Source organism: Burkholderia sp. BCC1640, from assembly GCF_902833125.1.
Classification (GTDB): Bacteria; Pseudomonadota; Gammaproteobacteria; order Burkholderiales; family Burkholderiaceae; genus Burkholderia; species Burkholderia diffusa.
The window spans coordinates 150,561-167,562 of record NZ_CADFEF010000012.1 but is presented as its reverse complement, the minus strand read 5'-3'; the positions used below and the strand labels follow the sequence as shown (position 1 = coordinate 167,562).

General features: G+C 68.8%; 14 protein-coding genes. 11 read left to right on the top strand and 3 right to left on the bottom strand.

Annotation, left to right across the window (positions count from 1 at the left end; genetic code table 11):
- The first annotated feature begins 36 nt into the window (after positions 1-36).
- Positions 37-1,833, top strand: coding sequence for an adenosylcobalamin-dependent ribonucleoside-diphosphate reductase (locus HWX25_RS15675; RefSeq protein ID WP_175909034.1), 1,797 nt, complete (start codon positions 37-39; stop codon positions 1,831-1,833).
- A 54-nt stretch (positions 1,834-1,887) separates the two neighbouring features.
- Here HWX25_RS15675 and ftsH read toward each other — a convergent pair whose 3' ends face one another.
- Genes ftsH through HWX25_RS15660 form a run of 3 tightly spaced genes read right to left on the bottom strand, consistent with a single transcriptional unit; the run spans position 1,888 to position 5,024 of the window.
- Positions 1,888-3,795 carry an ATP-dependent zinc metalloprotease FtsH gene (gene ftsH, locus HWX25_RS15670; protein WP_175909033.1) on the bottom strand — a complete coding sequence of 636 codons (1,908 nt, stop codon included), beginning with the start codon at positions 3,793-3,795 and terminating at the stop codon, positions 1,888-1,890.
- A 32-nt stretch (positions 3,796-3,827) separates the two neighbouring features.
- A complete protein-coding gene (locus HWX25_RS15665; protein ID WP_175909032.1) occupies positions 3,828-4,337 on the bottom strand; it encodes a BCAM0308 family protein in 510 nt (169 codons plus the stop codon).
- A gap of 39 nt (positions 4,338-4,376) precedes the next feature.
- On the bottom strand, positions 4,377-5,024 hold the full coding sequence (locus HWX25_RS15660; protein WP_059537371.1) for a BON domain-containing protein: 648 nt from the start codon (positions 5,022-5,024) through the stop codon (positions 4,377-4,379).
- Positions 5,025-5,292: 268 nt separating this feature from the next.
- Between HWX25_RS15660 and HWX25_RS15655 the strand changes: the two genes are divergently transcribed.
- The 10 genes from HWX25_RS15655 (at position 5,293) to HWX25_RS15610 (ending at position 16,975) form a co-directional block, all read left to right on the top strand.
- Entirely contained in the window at positions 5,293-5,481 is a 189-nt protein-coding gene (locus HWX25_RS15655) for a DUF2964 family protein (protein WP_059816764.1), read from the top strand.
- Positions 5,482-5,754: 273 nt separating this feature from the next.
- Complete coding sequence (locus tag HWX25_RS15650) at positions 5,755-7,197, top strand: efflux transporter outer membrane subunit (protein WP_244135257.1); 1,443 nt, start codon at positions 5,755-5,757, stop codon at positions 7,195-7,197.
- Positions 7,194-8,267, top strand: a complete 1,074-nt coding sequence (locus HWX25_RS15645; protein ID WP_175909030.1) for an HlyD family efflux transporter periplasmic adaptor subunit — start codon at positions 7,194-7,196, stop codon at positions 8,265-8,267. The genes HWX25_RS15650 and HWX25_RS15645 overlap by 4 nt, the downstream gene beginning before the upstream one ends.
- Positions 8,264-11,086, top strand: coding sequence for a ribosome-associated ATPase/putative transporter RbbA (gene rbbA / locus HWX25_RS15640; protein ID WP_279610117.1), 2,823 nt, complete (start codon positions 8,264-8,266; stop codon positions 11,084-11,086). Before HWX25_RS15645 ends, rbbA begins: the two co-directional genes overlap by 4 nt.
- 2 nt (positions 11,087-11,088) lie before the next feature.
- A complete protein-coding gene (locus tag HWX25_RS15635) occupies positions 11,089-12,213 on the top strand; it encodes an ABC transporter permease (RefSeq protein ID WP_175909029.1) in 1,125 nt (374 codons plus the stop codon).
- Between the two features lie 156 nt (positions 12,214-12,369).
- Complete coding sequence (locus HWX25_RS15630) at positions 12,370-12,555, top strand: DUF2964 family protein (protein ID WP_059536579.1); 186 nt, start codon at positions 12,370-12,372, stop codon at positions 12,553-12,555.
- 32 nt (positions 12,556-12,587) lie between these two features.
- Entirely contained in the window at positions 12,588-13,724 is a 1,137-nt protein-coding gene (locus HWX25_RS15625) for an ABC transporter permease (protein ID WP_175909028.1), read from the top strand.
- Positions 13,721-14,425, top strand: a complete 705-nt coding sequence (locus HWX25_RS15620) for an ABC transporter ATP-binding protein (RefSeq protein ID WP_175909062.1) — start codon at positions 13,721-13,723, stop codon at positions 14,423-14,425. Before HWX25_RS15625 ends, HWX25_RS15620 begins: the two co-directional genes overlap by 4 nt.
- Positions 14,422-15,507 carry a biotin/lipoyl-binding protein gene (locus HWX25_RS15615; RefSeq protein WP_059542059.1) on the top strand — a complete coding sequence of 362 codons (1,086 nt, stop codon included), beginning with the start codon at positions 14,422-14,424 and terminating at the stop codon, positions 15,505-15,507. The genes HWX25_RS15620 and HWX25_RS15615 overlap by 4 nt, the downstream gene beginning before the upstream one ends.
- The gene (locus HWX25_RS15610; RefSeq protein WP_244135256.1) at positions 15,485-16,975 is read left to right on the top strand and encodes an efflux transporter outer membrane subunit; all 1,491 of its coding nucleotides are present in this window, start codon (positions 15,485-15,487) and stop codon (positions 16,973-16,975) included. The genes HWX25_RS15615 and HWX25_RS15610 overlap by 23 nt, the downstream gene beginning before the upstream one ends.
- The last annotated feature ends 27 nt before the right edge of the window (positions 16,976-17,002 follow it).

Below are 17,002 nucleotides of genomic sequence, written 5' to 3'. Positions count from 1 at the left end.
CTTACAGTGAATCATTCATCGTCGCCGAGCCCCGCCATGGATGAGCAGCCGCTGTGCACCACCGTGTTTGCCGAACGCTATGCGCAACCCGGCGAAACGTCTCGCGCGGCCGTCTTCCATCGCGTCGCGCGTGCGCTGTCGCTCGCCGAGCCGGCCGAGCGCCGTGCGCAGGCGGAGCGCGCGTTCTTCGTGAACCTGCAGCGTGGCGCGATCGGCGCGGGCCGCATCCTCGCGAATGCCGGCGCGGACAACGGCGGCACGATGATCAATTGCTTCGTCCATCCGCTCGCGATTCCGGTCGACACCCCCGTGCAGGCCGTCGACACGGCGCTCGCGCAGGCGCTCGACGAGGCACGGGTCACGCTGCTGATGGGCGGCGGAATCGGCTACGACTTCTCGCCGGTGCCGCCCGCCGACGCTTACGAACGGCGCCTGTCATCCGGGCGCGGCGCATGCGCGGCGATCGACCGCTTCGATGCGATGTGTCGGGCGCTGCCGTTCACCGGCCCGCGCCGGGGCGCGCAAATGGGTGTGCTGCGCTGCGATCATCCGGACCTCGTCGCATTCGTCGCGGCCAAGCGCGGACGCTCGCGCTGGCCGACGTTCAACCTGTCGGTCGGCGTCACGGACGCGTTCATGGAGGCGGTCCGGCACGACCTGCCGTGGGCGCTCGTTCATCATGCGCCGCCCGCCTCCGCTTCCGCCGCAACGCCCCGGCGGCCGGACGGACGTTACCTTTACGCGACGGTGCCGGCCCGCACGCTCTGGCACGAGATCGTCAACGCCGCGCGCGACAGCGCCGAACCGGGGTTGCTGTTCCTCGACACGATCCGCGACGCGAATCCGCTGCGCGAGCACGAGCGGATCGACGCGACGAACCCGTGCGGCGAACAACCGCTGCCGCCGTACGGCAGCTGCGTGCTCGGGCCGATCGACCTGTCGCGGTTCGTTCTTTACCCGTTCGGCGTCGACGGGAAGCCGCGCTTCGATTTCGCGACGCTCGCCGACGCGGTGCGCATCCAGGTCCGCATGCTCGACAACGTGCTCGACCTGACCGCGTGGCCGCTCGCCGCGCACGAGCACGAGGCGCAGCGGACACGGCGCATCGGGGTCGGCGTGACCGGGCTGGCCGACGCGCTGACGATGCTGCGGCTGCGCTACGACAGCGCGGAAGCACGCACGCTCGCACGCGGGATCGTGCTGACGATGCGTGAGCATGCGTTTTCCGCGTCGGCCGCGCTTGCCGCCGAGCGCGGCGTGTTTCCGGCCTACGACCCGGCCGCCTATCTGACCGGCCCCGCGTCTCGCACGCTGTTGCCGCTGAAGGTGCATCACGCGATCGCGCGGCACGGGCTGCGCAACAGCCATCTGCTGTCGTTCGCACCGGCCGGCAGCGTGAGCCTCGCGTTCTGCGACAACTGTTCGAACGGGATCGAGCCGGCCGTCGGCTGGACGCAGCGTCGCATGGTCCGCACCGCCGACGGGCAGGTCCAGCCGTTTCGTGCGGAGAATCACGCTTACCGGCTGTTCCGCGCGCTGCATGGCGAGACCGTCAAGCTGCCGGGCTATTTCGTCACGGCCGCGGAAATCGCGCCGGCAGATCATGTCGCGATGCTCGCGGCGCTGCAGCCGTGCGTCGACGCCGGCATCTCGAAGACCGTGACGATGCCCGGCCAGTGTTCGCTCGCGGAGGTCGACGCGTTGTTCTTCCAGGCGTGGCGCGACGGGCTCAAGGGCATCACGGTTTTTCGGCCGGATCCGCGGCTCGCGTCGGTCGTGACCGATGACGCGGCGCGCGCGCGGCGCGACGGCCCGGTCTGCATCGGCTGTTGAACGATGCGATGGCCGGCGCGGCAGGCGTCCGGCGCGATCGCGGCGGTCGTTTCTTCAGGCGGAGACGCCCGTGGTCGTTTCCGAGTCGGCTTCCGCCGGCCGGGGTGTGTCGCCGGCATCGTCCGGCGGCGCGATGAGCGCCACCAGCATGTCGTGATCGATCGATTCGTGTTGCAGCAAGCTGCACGCGATCCGTTCAAGCGCATCGCGGTGCGCGCCGAGCGTCGCCGTGACTCGCGCATGCGCATCCTCGAGCAGCGCGCGCACCTCTTCGTCGATCAGTTGCGCCGTGTGCTCGCTGCAGTGACCGTCGCCCGGCGTCCACACGCCTGGCGCCCCGCCCTGGCGTGCGCCGTCGTCGAGCGTCGCGAGGCCGACCTTCTCGCTCATCCCGTACTGCATCACCATGTGGCGCGCCAGCGCGGTCGCGCGTTCGAGATCGTTCTGCGCGCCCGTCGACACGTCGCCGAACGCGATTTCCTCGGCCACCCGCCCGCCGAGCAACACGTCGAGCCGGTCGAGCAATTCGCTCCTGCGCAGCACGTAGCGATCCTCGGTCGGCACCTGCTGCGTGTAACCGAGCGCCGCGATTCCGCGCGGGATGATCGACACCTTCTTCACGGGGTCGCAGTGCGCGCGGCTTTGCGCGACGAGCGCATGCCCCGACTCGTGATACGCGATGGTCCGCTTTTCCTGTTCGTTCATCACGCGGCTCTTGCGCTCCATGCCGGTCATCGCGCGATCGATGGCTTCGTCGAAATCGGCCATCCCGATCGCGGGCTTGCCCAGTTCGGCCGCATGCAACGCGGCTTCGTTGACGACGTTCGCGAGATCGGCGCCGACGAAGCCCGGCGTGCGCTGCGCCAGCTCGGCCAGATCGACTTCCGGCGCGAGCTTCACGCGCTTCGTATGCACGGCCAGGATCTGCTTGCGTCCGGTCAGGTCCGGCCGGTCGATCGCGATGTGACGGTCGAAACGCCCGGGGCGCAGCAGCGCGGGATCCAGGATCTCCGGCCGGTTGGTCGCGGCCATGATGATGACGCCCGAATTGGCCTGAAAGCCGTCCATCTCGACGAGCAACTGGTTGAGCGTCTGCTCGCGCTCGTCGTTGCCCGACATCAGGCCGACGCCGCGCGCCTTGCCGAGCGCATCGAGTTCGTCGATGAACACGATGCACGGCGCGCTCTGCTGCGCCTGCTCGAAGAGATCGCGCACACGCGCCGCGCCGACGCCGACGAACATCTCGACAAACGCCGAGCCGCTGATCGTGAAGAACGGCACCGCGGCCTCGCCGGCGACCGCACGCGCCAGCAGCGTCTTGCCGGTGCCGGGCGCACCGACGATCAGCACGCCCTTCGGGATCTTGCCGCCGAGCCGCTGGTAGCGTTCGGGGTTGCGCAGGAACGCGACGATCTGCTGCAACTCGGCCTTCGCCTCGTCGATGCCCGCGATATCGTCGAACGTGATGCCGGTTTCCTTCTGCATGTACACGCGGGCGCGGCTTTTGCCCATGCCGCTCAGGTCCCGCATCCCGCCCGGCCGTCGCATCATGAAACTCCAGATCACGACGAAGCCGATCAACGGGAAGATCCAGGACGCGAGCGTCCCGATCCAGCCCGTATCCGTCGCGCCGCGGTAGCGAATTCCGGCGGCCGTCAGCGCGGCGACCAGGCCTTCGTCGCTCACCCGGTTCGTCGTGAAGCGCCACGGCGGGCCGATCTCCTTCACCTCGGCCGCGTCGGACGCGGGCAGCGCGGCGCCGGCCTGCGGCATGCGCAGCGTGCCCGAGATCGACGTTTGGCCGATCTCGAGATCGTCGACGAGCCGTGCGTCCACCAGGTGGTGAAAATCGCTGTAGGAAATCGACGTCGCCGCCGGCTGGCGCGCCAGCAGTTGAACCGCGACCAGCACGGCGAACGCGATCGGGATCAGCAACCCGGAGTAGTCGAATGATTTTTTCATGGGATCGAACCTGCCCGGCGGACCGCCGCCGCTCACGCGTCGTCGCGCTTCCAGTGCGCTCGCAGCACGTCCTCGCCGTCGCGATAGTTGATCGCGAGATCGCCGTGGTGTGCATGCAGCAACGCTTCGCCGAGGCGACGGACCATATGCACGCCCGTCGTTCGAACGATCAGCGAATCGGCGGATTTCTCGATGTCCATGATGCGTTCGAGCGCGTGCTCGCTCGTCTCCAGATCGGCCTGACGCTCGAGCAGCTCGAGAATCGTCGAGCGGTGCGCGCGCAGATACTCGCCGCGCAACACCAGCTCGCCCGCTGGCACGTTTTCCCGCATGCGCTTGCAGGCTGGGCATTCGAGCTGGCGCCGGTCGAGCGCGGTCGCGGACCAGGTCCAGCGGCCCGCTTCGCAGACCGCGCCGCAGCCTTCGCAGATGCGGTCGCTCGTCGGCCGCTTCGGATCACGGTAACTGTCTTTCGTATGCGGCTGCATGCGCTTGTCGCGGCGCAGATGGTTTCGGCCGGGGCCGGTATGCGGACGGTTCATCGCTGTTTCTCCTGGTAGTAGACAGCACGTGCAAGCCGGTCAGGCAACGGTCAGCCGGTCGACGACCTGCCTGACGCCCCTCACCGACCCCGCCGCGCCGCATGCGGCGCGCCGTTCGGCCAGCGACGCGACCGTGCCCGTCAGCGTGACGATGCCGTCGGTGGCGTCGATCGAGATTCCCGCGGTTTCGCGCTGCGCGCGGCGCGCAAGCGCCTCGGCGATCCGGGCGCCGACGTCCGGCACCGTATGGTCGGCGCGCACCCGGATGCGGTTCGCCACGCCGACGACGCCGATCATCCGGCTCACCATCGCTTCCGCCGCGCGGCTCTGATACGCATGATCGACTTCGCCGTCGAGCGTCACGCAGCCGTGATCGACCTCGACGCCGATCTTGTGATCGCGCAACGCCTCCTGCCATCCGAGCGCGAACGTGATCGCGATCGCCAGTTCCTGGTCCGCGCACGCGTTCTCCGGCGGCGCGACATTCAGTTCGAGCACCAGCGCGCGCGCATCGGCGACGTGGAGTGCCGTTTTCTGCGCCTCGAGCTTCTGGGCCCAGCTGTCGACCGTGCCGCGCAACGTCACGATCCGGTCGCGGACCTCGACGTCGATCCGGCGCGCATCGATCGCCGGATTCCAGAACAACGCCTGCTCGACATCCTGCTTGAGTACTGCATCGGACTTCATGTCGGTCTCCCGTCGGCCCGTGCCGGCCGCAAAGCTGGCGAGCGATGCGTGCGGCACCCAGTTCAGCATCGCGCACGGCCGCGCCGGCGGCTTGACGAGGATCAATCAAAGGCGGGCCGGCGATGGCCGATTTTGTCTGTTGACGCAGATCAACCGTGCGACCACGCGCGACGCGATCATGAATCGGCAGACGTCGTGAAAACCGCGGCAACCGCGACGTTTCGCATTCGTACGACCGTCGACGTCCACCGCTTTCCGGGAGACCGTCATGATCCAGAAGCAGTACCGCATCGTGCTCGCGACGCTCAGCGTGTTCATCGCGATTGCGTCGCTGGTCGGCATCGTTCACGGGATGCTGTTCGACGAGGAGGTGTTCAGGTACTCGATCGTCACGTTGATCTCCAGCATCCTCGCGTTCGTCGTGCTGCTCAATCCCGGGCCGGGCGACCGGCCGTGACGGGCCTTGCGTGGTTCGGTCCGGCACGCCGTCACGAGCCCGGCCGAGGCACGCTGCGACACGCGCGTCAAGCGAGGGGCCGCTCGAAACGCATTCCCGCCCGAGTGATACAGATCAAGGGGAAACCCTGTAATCGTCGGATATAAGTGAATCCGAAGCGGCGACGCCTGGCGGGCGGCGCCATCCCGTATTCCCGCATTTCCGTATTCGACGAGGCATCCCATGCGCGCTGCCGCGCCTCCCGTTCGCTTTCATCCTGCCGTCGTGCGGCGCATGCGTGCCGTCGCGCTCGCGGCGGGCATGGTGCTGCTGTCGGGCTGCCTGTCGCTTGCGCCGCCGGACGAGCGTCCCGCCGCACCGATTCCCGCATCCTTTCCGGATCCCTCCGCCGACGCGACACCGGCGGCACCCGTGCCCGAGTGGCAGGCCTACTTCGTCGACGCACGCCTGCGCGCGTTGATCGGGCAGGCGCTCGCCAACAACCGGGATCTGCGCGCGGCGGTGGCACGCGTCGAGCAGGCGCGCGCGGTCTACGGCATCCGCAGCGCGGATCAATGGCCGACGATCGGTGCGGGCGCCGCGTATGCGCGGTTTCGCACGCCGGGCGGTTTCCTCACTCCGACGCCCGTCATCGGCCAGATTTACGAAGTGCAGCTGGCCGAGACGCAATGGGAGATCGATTTCTGGGGCCGCGTGCGCAACCTGAAAGCGGCGGCGCTCCAGCGCTACCTCGCGAGCGACGCGGCGCGGCAGGCGGTGACGCTGAGCGTCGTCACCGGCGTCGCGGACGCGTATCTGACCCTGTGCGAGATCGACGAACGCATCGCGCTGACCCGCGCGACGATCGACACACGCCGCGAATCGCTGCGGATTTTCCGGCTTCGTCACGCGGCCGGCGCGATCTCGCGCCTCGACCTGACGCAATCGGAAATCCTGCTCCAGCAGGCGGAATCGCTCGGCGTCCAGTTGCAGCAAGCCCGCTCGACGGCGGCCGATGCGCTGGCGTTGCTCGTCGGTGCGCCGCCGGCGCTGGCCGCCACGCCGCTCGCGCTCGACGACGGCGCGGTGCTGCCGTCGCTCGCCCCCGGCCTGCCTTCGTCGCTGCTGACCCGGCGTCCGGACGTGATCGCGGCGGAGCATGAGCTGCAGGCGACCCGCGCGAACATCGGCGCGGCGCGCGCGGCATTCTTCCCGCGCATCGCATTGACGAGCGCGATCGGCTCGGGCAGCACCGCGCTGCATGACCTGCTGTCGTCCGGCACGGGCGTGTGGTCGGTGATTCCCAACGTCACGCTGCCGCTCGTCGACGGCGGCCGCAACCGGTCGAATCTCGCGCTCTCGCATGCGCAACGCGACGAGGCGCTCGCGCAGTACGAGAAGACGCTGCAGCGCGCGTTCCGCGACGTGTCCGATGCGCTCGCGGCGCGCCACTGGCTCGCCGACCAGGTCGCCATCGAGCGCGCCACGCTGGCGTCGCAGGCCGAGCGGGCACGCCTCGCGAAGCTGCGCTACGACAGCGGGGCAACCCGCTTCCTCGAAGTGCTCGATGCGCAACGGGACCTGATGAACGCCGAGCAGCAATTGGTCATGACACGTCGTGCGCTGCTGTCGAGCCGCGTCGCGCTGTACGGCGCGCTCGGCGGCGGCGTGATCGACACCGGCAAGACTGCCGCGGCAACGGCTCCCCTTTCGACAGACTCGGACAACACACCATGAAAACCATCCCGCGCCCTCTTCTGATCGGTGTCGGTGCGGCCGTGCTCGCGATCGGCCTCGCGTACTACGGGTGGACGCGCTGGCGCGACGGCCAGGCGGATGCGGGGCTCGTCAGCGGCAACGGCCGCATCGAGGCGACCGAAATCGACGTCGCGACCAAGCTGCCGGGGCGCGTGACCGCCATGCTCGTCGACGAAGGCGACTTCGTGACGGCCGGCCAGCCGCTCGCACGCATGGACGTCGTCGTCCTGCAGGCGCAGCTCGACGAGGCACAGGCGCGGGAGCAACAGGCGGTGAACACCGCGGCGAGCATCGACGCGCAGGTCGCGCAGCGCCGCAGCGACAAGGCGGCGGCCGCGGCCGTCGTCGTGCAACGGGAAAGCGAGCTGGACGCGGCCACGCGGCGGCTCGCGCGGTCCGAAACGCTGTCGCGCGACGGTGCGTCGTCGATGCAGGAGTTGGACGACGATCGCGCGCGCGCCGGCAGCCTGCGCGCGACCGTGAATGCCGCGCGCGCCCAGGTGGAAGCGGCCCAGGCCGCCGTCGACGCAACGCGGGCCCAGCTCGTCGCGGCGCGCTCGGCCGTGACGGCCGCGCAGGCGACCGTGGCGCGCGTGCGGGCCGACATCTCGGACAGCGAACTGACGTCGCCGCGCGACGGGCGCGTCCAGTACCGGATTGCCGAATCGGGCGAAGTCCTGCCGGCGGGCGGCAAGGTGCTCAACGTCGTCGACCTGTCCGATGTCTACATGACGTTCTTCCTGCCCGAAGCGGTCGTCGGCCGGGTGCCGCTCGGCGCCGACGTGCGGATCGTGCTCGATGCGGCACCGGAATACGTGATTCCCGCACGCGTGTCGTATGTGTCGAGCACCGCGCAGTTCACGCCGAAGACGGTCGAGACGGCCACCGAGCGGCAGAAGCTGATGTTCCGGGTCAAGGCGCGCATCGATCGAGATCTGTTACAGCGCCACCTGAAACTCGTGAAGACCGGCTTGCCGGGCGTCGCCTGGCTGAAGACCGACCCGCACGCGGCCTGGCCGGATCGCCTCGCGATCAGGGTGCCGCAATGAATGCGACGACGCCCGTCGAGACCGATGCCGGATCGATCGACGGTTCGCCGGTGTCGGGCGATCCGCGCATGGTCGCCCGGCTGTCGGGCGTCTCGCTGCGCTACGGCAACAAGTACGCGCTCGACGACGTGACCCTCGACATCCCCGCCGGCCGCATGATCGGGCTGATCGGGCCGGACGGCGTTGGCAAGTCGAGCCTGCTCGCGCTCGTGTCCGGCGCGCGCGCGATCCAGCAGGGCCGCGTATGGACGCTCGACGGCGACCTGTCGTCGCGTCGCCATCGCGCGCGCGTATGCCGGCGCATCGCCTACATGCCGCAAGGCCTCGGCCGGAACCTGTACGCGACGCTGTCGGTCGAGGAAAACCTGCAGTTCTTCGCGAGACTGTTCGGCCACGATGCTGCGGAGCGCCGCCGCCGGATCGACGCGCTGACGCACAGCACCGGCCTGCAGCCGTTCCTGGATCGCCCGGCCGGCAAGCTGTCCGGCGGCATGAAGCAGAAGCTCGGCCTGTGCTGCGCGCTGATCCACGACCCCGACCTGCTGATCCTGGACGAACCGACGACCGGCGTCGATCCGCTGTCGCGCGCGCAGTTCTGGGACCTGATCGGACGCATTCGCGCCGCCCGCCCGGCGATGAGCGTGCTGGTCGCCACCGCGTACATGGACGAGGCCCGGCGATTCGACCGGCTGATCGCGATGGACGCGGGCCGCGTGCTGGCGACCGGCAGCCCCGGCGAGCTGCTCGAACGCACCGGTTGCGCCACGCTGGAAGCGGCGTTCATCTCGTTGCTGCCGGAGGCCCGCCGGCGCGGACACCAGCCGGTCGTGATCGCACCGTTCCAGCCCGATCCGGCGGCCGGCTACGCGATCGAGGCCGACGCGCTGACGATGCGGTTCGGCGATTTCGTCGCGGTCGACCACGTGAGCCTGCAGATCCGACGTGGCGAGATCTTCGGCTTTCTCGGCTCCAACGGCTGCGGCAAGTCGACGACCATGAAGATGCTCACCGGCCTGCTGCCCGCGTCGGAAGGCACGGCGACGCTGTTCGGCCGGCCGATCGCCGCGAACGACATCGACACGCGCAGACGCGTCGGCTACATGTCGCAAGGGTTTTCGCTCTACGGCGAACTGACCGTCCGGCAGAACCTCGTGCTGCACGCGCGCCTGTTCGGCGTACCGGAACCGGATGTGCCCGCACGCGCGACCGAAATGGTCGAGCGCTTCGGGCTCGCGGACGCCCTCGACGCGCTGCCCGAGCGCCTGCCGCTCGGCATGCGGCAGCGGCTGTCCCTCGCGGTGGCGATGGTGCACAAGCCCGAGCTGCTGATCCTGGACGAGCCGACCTCGGGCGTGGACCCGGTCGCGCGCGACGACTTCTGGCGGTTGATGATCGAGCTCGCGCGCAACGATCGCGTCACCATCTTCATTTCGACGCACTTCATGAACGAGGCAGCGCGGTGCGACCGCATCTCGCTGATGCATGCGGGCCGTGTGCTCGCGAGCGCCGCGCCCGAGGAACTGGTGCGCCTGCGCGGTGCGGCCACGCTCGAGGACGCGTTCATCGGCTACCTGACCGACGCGCAGAAAGCGGACGACGCGGGCGATACGGACGACGCGACGGCTGATGCCCCTTCCGACGCCGGCTGGCTCGCCGCGCCGAGCGCTGCGGCCGGCGCCGGCCATGCGGCCGCATGGTTCAGCCCGGCGCGCGCCGGCAGCTATCTGTGGCGCGAAGTGCTGGAACTGCGACGCGACCCGTTGCGCGCGACGCTGGCGCTGTTCGGCTCGCTCGTGCTGATGTGCGTGATCAGCATCGGGATCAGCCTCGACGTCGACAACCTGACGTTCGCGGTGCTCGATCGCGATCAGTCGATCCTGAGCCAGGACTATGCGCAGAATCTCGCCGGTTCCCGCTATTTCGTGCCGCGCGCGCCGCTCGCGGACGACCGCGACATCGAGCGCCGCATGCGCAACGGCCAGCTGTCGCTCGCGCTCGAGATCCCGCCCGGTTTCGCGCGCGACGTGGCGCGCGGCCGGCGCGTGGAGATCGGCGCATGGGTCGACGGCGCGATGCCGATGCGCGCGGAGACGATCCGCGGCTACGTGGCCGGCATGCACGAAAACTGGCTGCGCGACCAGGCGAAGCGCCGGCTCGGCGTGTCGCTCGTCCCGGCCGTGGACATCGCGATCCGCTATCGCTACAACCCCGACGTCAAGAGTCTGCCGGCGATGATTCCGGCGATCATGCCGATGCTGCTGCTGATGCTGCCCGCGATGCTGACGGCGCTCGCCGTCGTGCGGGAACGCGAGCTCGGGTCGATCGTCAACCTGTACGTGACGCCCGTCACGCGGGCCGAATTCCTGCTCGGCAAGCAGGCGCCATATGTCATGCTGGCGATGCTGAACTTCCTGCTGATGGTCGTGCTGGCCGACGTCGTGTTCGGCGTGCGGATCAAGGGCAGTTTCGCGACGCTGGCGGCCGCGGTGCTGATATTCAATGTCGTGGCCACCGGCATCGGGCTGTTCGCGTCGACGTTTACCCGCAGCCAGATCGCCGCGATCTTCATGACGATCGTCGGCACGCTGATTCCCGTCGTGCAGTTCTCGGGCCTGCTCACGCCGCTGTCGTCGCTCGAGGGCAGCGGCAAGTGGGTCGGCACCGTCTATCCGGCCACCTACATGCTCGCGATCAGCCGCGGCGTCTACAACAAGGCGCTCGGACCGGCCGACCTGTCGTCGCAGTTCTGGCCGATGCTCGCGGCCGTGCCGGTCATCCTGGTCATGACCGGCGTGCTGCTGCGCAAGCAGGAGCGCTGACCATGTCGCGCCTGCTCGTCATTTTCCGGCTCGGGGTCAAGGAACTGTGGAGCCTCGCTCGCGACCCGATCCTGCTCGCGCTCATCGTCTATACGTTCAGCGCGTCGATCTACGTCGCCGCCACCGCCCGCCCGGAAACGCTGCACAAGGTGCCGATCGCGATCGTCGACGAGGATGCGTCGCCGCTGTCGGCGCGCATCGCGGCGGCGTTCTTCCAGCCGCAGTTCGCGCCGCCGCCGATCGTCGACGCCGGCGCGGCCGATCGCGGGCTGGACGACGGCGACTACACGTTCTCGCTCGACATTCCGCCCGATTTCCAGCGTGACGTGCTCGCCGGCCGCCACGCGACGGTCCAGCTCAACGTCGACGCGACCCGCATGACGCAGGCGTTCACCGGCGGCGGTTACGTCCAGCAGATCGTGGCGGGCGAGATCGATGCCTTCGTGCGGCGCCATCGCGGCACGTCCTTGCCGCCCGTCGATCTCGCGATGCGGATGCGCTTCAACCCGAATCTCGACGAAGTCTGGTTCGGCGCGCTGATGGAGCTGATCAACAACGTGACGATGCTGTCGATGATCCTCACCGGGGCCGCGCTGATTCGCGAGCGCGAGCACGGCACGATCGAGCATCTGCTCGTCATGCCGGTGACCGCGGCGGAAATCATGCTCGCGAAGGTCTGGTCGATGGGGCTCGTCGTCGCGGCGGCGGCCGTCGCGTCGCTGACGTTCGTCGTGGGCGGCGCGCTGCACGTGCCGATTCCCGGGTCCGTGCCGCTGTTCGTGGCCGGCATGGCGTTGCATCTGTTCGCGACGACGTCGATGGGGATCTTTCTCGCGACGCTGGTGCGCAGCATGCCGCAGTTCGGCATGCTGCTCGTCCTCGTGCTGCTGCCGCTGCAACTGCTGTCGGGCGGGCTGACGCCGCGTGAAAGCATGCCGCCCGTCGTCCAGGACATCATGCTGGCCGCGCCGACCACCCATTTCGTCGAACTCGCGCAGCGCATCCTGTATCGCGGCGCCGGGCTCGACGCGGTGTGGGCCCAGTTCGCCGCGCTGTTCGCGATCGGCTGCGTGCTGTTCCTGCTGTCGCTGACGCGATTCCGCAAGACGATTGGTCAGATGACTTGATCGGCGCGTCGCGCCCGTGACGCCGGAATTTGTCCGTTGATACAGATCAATCGTGCCGGAGCGCGGCACGCGATCATGGCGCCATGTCTTGCGCAACCAGCGGCAGCGACGTCGACGGCAATGCCGTCCACGGCGGCCGCTTCCCGGGAGAACGTCATGATGGGTCTGCCATACCGAAGCGCGCTTGCGACGCTCTGCGTGTTCATTGCGCTCGCCTCGCTGCTGGGCGTCGTGCACGCGATGCTGATCGACGCGCCGGTCGTTCCATACGCGATCATCGCGCTGGTTTCAGGCATCGTCGCGTTCGTCGCGCAACTGGATCCGGCGGCGTCCCGGCGATAGCGGCACGGACCGGGCGCGCTGGATTCGCGATCATGAACGGCATTCTGCGTCTCGCGTTCAAGCTGCTCGTCAACGACAGCGCGAAATTCACCGCGCTGACCGTCGGCATCACGTTCTCGGTGCTGCTGATGATCGAGATGACGTCGCTGTTCGCCGGCATCCTGAACAAGTCGTCGGCGTCGGTCATCAATATCGGCGCGAAGGTCTGGGTGATGGACCCGGCCGTGAAGACGATCGCGAACAGCATCGGCATGCCCGACTACGTGCTCGACGCCGTGCGCAGCATCGACGGCGTCAAGTATGCGGTGCCGCTCTATTCCGGCGGCGCGCTCGTCAAGCTGCGCTCCGGCACGTACCAGGCCGTGACGGTCGTCGGCCTCGACGACGCCAGCCTGCTCGGCCGCCCGACGATGCTGCAGGGCCGCATCGAGGACATTTACGCGGAAAACGGCTTCATCGCGATTCAGGATCCCGAGTTTCGCAAGCTCGAGAATCCGTCCGTCGGCACCGATTTCGAGTTGAACGATCATCGCGGCGTGATCGTCGGCATCGCGAAGGTCGCCGCGAGCGGCCTGTTCGGCACGCCGACGCTTTACACCACCTACGCCCGCGCGATCCGCTACATTCCGTCGCCGCGCTTCACGACCTCGTACATCCTAGTCGAGCCGAAGTCGGATGCGGACGTCGCCCACATCAAGGCCGTCGTGCAATCGCTCGGCTATCGGGCGTACACACGCGACGAATTCATCGCGCAGATCTCGCGTTTTTACAAGTACGAGACGGGGCTCGGCACCAACATCATGCTGATGACGATCATCAGCTTCATCATCGGCCTGTCGATTTCCGGGCAGACGTTCTACGCGTTCATCCTCGAAAACCTGGATAAATTCGGCGCGCTGAAGGCGATCGGCGCAAAAAGCCGCGAGCTGGTCGCGATGATTTTGTTCCAGGCCACGTTCACCGCGCTGACCGGCTACGGCATCGGCGTCGGGCTGTGCGTGCTGATGATCAGTCTCGCGAAACTGCGGATTCCCGACTATGCGGCGCTCGTTACGTACGGCAACCTGTTGCTCGCGTTCGGGATGGTGGTCGTGATCGCGACGATCTCGAGCTATCTCGGCGTGCGGCGCGTGCTGCGCATCGAGCCGTTCGACATCTTCCGGGGCTGACGATGGCCGGCATCGCGATCGACGCGCGCGGCGTCAGCAAGTGGTTCGGCGAAGGCGATGCGCGCACGCAGGCATTGCGCGACGTGTCGATGCAGGCGAACTTCGGCGAGATGCTGCTGATCGTCGGGCCGTCCGGCAGCGGCAAGACGACGCTGCTCAGCGTGATCTCCGGCATCCTGCGGCCGGACGGCGGTTCGGTGTCGATCGACGGTGTCGACCTGTGGGCGCAGCCGAACGACGCGATCGCCGATTTCCGGCTGAACCGGATCGGCTTCGTGTTCCAGGACTACCACCTGTTCCCGCGGCTCACGACCGCCGAGAACGTCGCGATCCCGCTGATCCTGAGGCGCCGGCCGTGGGACGACGCGATCAAGGAAGCGCACGCGTATCTGGACGTGGTCGGGCTCGCGAACCGCGCGCAATTGCCGCCCGTGAAGCTGTCCGGCGGCGAACAGCAGCGCGTCGCGATCGCGCGCGCGATCGTCAGCCAGCCCGACCTGCTGATCCTCGACGAACCGACCGCGTCGCTCGACGGCGACACGGGCCGCATGATCATCGACTTCGTCAAGCACAAGGTGCTCAACGACACGCGCTGCATCGTGATCGTCACGCACGACGCGCGGATCTTCGAGTACGCGGATCGCGTCCTGCGGATGGAAGACGGCAAGCTGAACGGTATCGAGCGCGGAGGTGCACGATGAAACACCGGCTCGTGTTCGTGGCGGCCCTGCTCGGCTTCCTGGCAAGCGTCGTCGCCGCGTGGGTCTACAGCCGCCAGGAGCCGCCGCAGCCGCCGGTATTCAAGCCGGCAGCCAATCCGTACGCACGCGGCGTCTATGCGAACGGCATCGTCGAGAGCGAGCAGCCGGCCGGCGCGAACGTGAACGTCTATCCGGACGTCTCCGGCGCCGTGACGCGCATCCTCGTGCACGACGGCGATCCGGTGAAGGCCGGCGACGCGCTGCTGACGATCGACGACTCGGTGCAACGCGCGACCGCCGCCCAGCTCGCGGCGCAGGCCGACGCGGCAGCCGCGCTGCTCGACGAGCTGAAGGCGCAGCCGCGCCGCGAGGTGCTCGACGTGGCCAGCGCGCAGACCACGGCCGCACAGGCGAGCCTGAAGCTCGCGCAGGATCAGTACGACAAGCAGCGGCACGCGTACGACATCGATCCGAAAGCCGTCAGCCGCGACGCGCTCGACACGGCCGCGAACGCGGTGCGCGTCGCGGCGGCCAACCTGGACGTCGTGACGCGGCAGTATCGTCTGACCAAAGCCGGCGCGTGGAGCTACGACATACGCAACCAGGAAGCGCAGGCCATCGCGCTGCGGCGCGCGGCCGACGCGGCGGCCGCCCTGCTCGCCCGCTACACGCTGCGCGCGCCGGCCGACGGCACCGTTCTGGCGATGAACGCGGCCGTGGGGGCCTACCTGACCTCGCAGGGGCTGTACGACACCTATACGCGCGGCAGCACGCCGGTCGTGGTGCTCGGCACACCGGTCGATCGGTTGCAGGTGCGCTGCTACATCGACGAAATCCTGATCCACCAGCTCCCCGATCTGCATGCGTTGAAGGCGCACATGTTCGTGCGCGGCACGTCGGTCGAGGCCGATCTTCAGTTCGTGCGCGTGCAGCCGTACGTCACGCCGAAGATCGAGCTGTCCGACCAGCGCACCGAGCGCGTCGACGTGCGCGTGCTGCCGGTCATTTTCCGTATCGTGCCGAACAGGAATGTACGGCTGTTTCCCGGGCAGATCGTCGATGTCTACGTCGCAGGCAAATAACGGCGCCCGCTGCGCGCACGCGCTGCGCCGCGGAACCGGCGCGCTGGCCGTCGCCGGGCTGCTCGCCGGATGCACGGTCGGACCGAATTTCGTCCCGCCGCCCGCGCCGCGCGTCGCGCGCTTCGTGCCGCCCGACGATCCGGGCGCGGCGTCCGGCTCCTGGCGCGGCGGTGGCCGGACACAGGCGTTGTCGGCGGACGCGGCGCTCACACGCGACTGGTGGACGCGCTTCGGCAGCCGCGCGATCGACTCGACCGTCGCCGAAGCGCTGACCGGCAGCCCGACGCTCGATCTCGCCGAAGCGACGCTGCGGCGCAGCGAGCACGCGCTGCGGGCCGGCCAGGGCGTCTTCTTTCCGCAGGTGGATGCGCAGGCCGACGCGTTGCGCCAGCGCGCCACGCCGCTGCGCACCGGCCAGGCGGTGCCGGCGTCGATCTTCAACCTGTTCACGCTGTCGGCGACGGTCAGCTACACGCTCGACCTGTGGGGCGGCGAACGGCGCCAGGTCGAAGCGCTCGCGGCCGACGTCGATGCGCAGCGGCAAGCGCTGGCTGGCGCCTATCTGATGCTGACCGCGAACGTTGTCAATACGATGGTCGCGCGCGCAGCCTATCGCGACGAAGCCGCGGCGACCCGCGAAATGATCGGCCTGCTCGACGAGCAGATTCGTCTGACGCGCGCACAGGTGACGGCCGGCGCGGCGGCCTACGTCGCGGTGCTGACGCTGGAAGCGCAGCGGGCGTCGTTCGAGGCGACGCTGCCCGCGCTCGACCAGAAACGCGCGCAGGCCGACGATCTGCTCGCGCTGCTGGCCGGCCGCTACCCGGTCGACTGGCGCACGCCGGACCTGTCGCTCGACGGGATCGAACTGCCCGCCAGCCTGTCCGACACGGCGCCGTCGTCGCTGGTGCGCCGCCGCCCCGACATCCTGCAGGCCGAGGCTCAACTGCACGTGGCCAGCGCGCAGGTCGGCGTCGCGACGGCCGCGCTCTATCCGAACCTCACGCTGTCCGCATCGGGCGGATTCGAAAGCGTCGTCGCCGGCAAGCTGTTCGCGCCGGCCGGCCGCGCATGGAGTGTCGGCGCGGGGCTCACCGCGCCGATCTTTCATGGCGGCACGCTGCTGAACCAGCGGCGCGCCGCGCAGGACGCGTACGACGAAGCCGATGCGACCTATCGCCAGGTCGTCCTGTCGGCGTTCTCGCAGGTGGCCGACACGTTGCGCGCGCTCGCCAACGACGCGGCGGCGCTCGATGCGCAGGCGCGCGCGATGGCCGCGGCCCGTGATGCGCTGAAGCTCACGCAGGCCGGTTACGACGCGGGAATCGCCGGTTACGTCCAGTTGCTGGTCGCCGACGTGCAATACCATCAGACGCGGATTGCATGGCTGCAGACGGTCGCGCAGCGGTTGCAGGACACGGTCGCGTTCTACGTCGCGCTCGGTGGCGGCTGGGGCGACGCGGGCTGACAAGCCGCACCACACGGGCATTCAGCG

What these genes read in the sequence shown, in the direction of transcription:
- HWX25_RS15650 (WP_244135257.1), top strand. Translation starts at nt 5,755, where the DNA reads ATGCGTGCCGTCGCGCTCGCGGCGGGCATGGTGCTGCTGTCGGGCTGC.
- HWX25_RS15615 (WP_059542059.1), top strand. Translation starts at nt 14,422, where the DNA reads ATGAAACACCGGCTCGTGTTCGTGGCGGCCCTGCTCGGCTTCCTGGCA.
- HWX25_RS15660 (WP_059537371.1), bottom strand. Translation starts at nt 5,024, where the DNA reads ATGAAGTCCGATGCAGTACTCAAGCAGGATGTCGAGCAGGCGTTGTTC.
- HWX25_RS15665 (WP_175909032.1), bottom strand. Translation starts at nt 4,337, where the DNA reads ATGAACCGTCCGCATACCGGCCCCGGCCGAAACCATCTGCGCCGCGAC.
- HWX25_RS15645 (WP_175909030.1), top strand. Translation starts at nt 7,194, where the DNA reads ATGAAAACCATCCCGCGCCCTCTTCTGATCGGTGTCGGTGCGGCCGTG.
- HWX25_RS15610 (WP_244135256.1), top strand. Translation starts at nt 15,485, where the DNA reads ATGTCTACGTCGCAGGCAAATAACGGCGCCCGCTGCGCGCACGCGCTG.
- rbbA (WP_279610117.1), top strand. Translation starts at nt 8,264, where the DNA reads ATGAATGCGACGACGCCCGTCGAGACCGATGCCGGATCGATCGACGGT.
- HWX25_RS15625 (WP_175909028.1), top strand. Translation starts at nt 12,588, where the DNA reads ATGAACGGCATTCTGCGTCTCGCGTTCAAGCTGCTCGTCAACGACAGC.
- HWX25_RS15630 (WP_059536579.1), top strand. Translation starts at nt 12,370, where the DNA reads ATGATGGGTCTGCCATACCGAAGCGCGCTTGCGACGCTCTGCGTGTTC.
- ftsH (WP_175909033.1), bottom strand. Translation starts at nt 3,795, where the DNA reads ATGAAAAAATCATTCGACTACTCCGGGTTGCTGATCCCGATCGCGTTC.
- HWX25_RS15635 (WP_175909029.1), top strand. Translation starts at nt 11,089, where the DNA reads ATGTCGCGCCTGCTCGTCATTTTCCGGCTCGGGGTCAAGGAACTGTGG.
- HWX25_RS15675 (WP_175909034.1), top strand. Translation starts at nt 37, where the DNA reads ATGGATGAGCAGCCGCTGTGCACCACCGTGTTTGCCGAACGCTATGCG.
- HWX25_RS15655 (WP_059816764.1), top strand. Translation starts at nt 5,293, where the DNA reads ATGATCCAGAAGCAGTACCGCATCGTGCTCGCGACGCTCAGCGTGTTC.